Source organism: Streptomyces antioxidans, assembly GCF_000968685.2.
GTDB lineage: Bacteria > Actinomycetota > Actinomycetes > Streptomycetales > Streptomycetaceae > Streptomyces > Streptomyces antioxidans.
On the sequence record NZ_LAKD02000183.1, the window covers coordinates 1 to 481 of the forward strand.

Annotated in this window: 1 protein-coding gene; it reads right to left on the reverse strand. The window is 66.7% G+C overall.

The window, feature by feature from the left end; translation table 11 throughout:
- Positions 1-481: SDR family NAD(P)-dependent oxidoreductase (locus tag VT50_RS37420; RefSeq protein WP_143645360.1), on the reverse strand; the 481-nt coding region annotated here is incomplete at both ends.

Sequence of the window (481 nt, forward strand, 5' to 3'; positions counted from 1 at the left end):
GTGGTCATGGGGGTGATGCCGGTGCGGTTCAGGCGTGCGTGGTCCTCGTGGTCCAGGTGACCGGTCATACCACTGTCCTGCGCCCACAGCCCCCAGGCCAGGGACACACCAGGCAGGCCTAGGGCCTGACGGTGCAGAGCCAGAGCATCCAGGAAGGAATTGGCCGCGGCGTAATGAGCCTGCCCGGCACTGCCCAGCACACCCGCCGCCGAAGAGAACAGCACGAACGCCGCCAAGTCCATGCCCCGGGTCAGCTCATGCAAATGCCACGCCGCATCCACCTTCGGCGCCAACACCCGCTCAATCTGCTCCTCGCCCAGACCCTCCACGGTCGCGTCATCCAGCACACCCGCAGCATGCACCACACCCCTGAGCGGCACCTCCGCCGGAACACCAGCCAACAACTCACGCACCGCATCACGATCAGCCACATCACACGCAGCCACCGTGACCGACGCCCCGGCCACCTCCAACTCAGCCA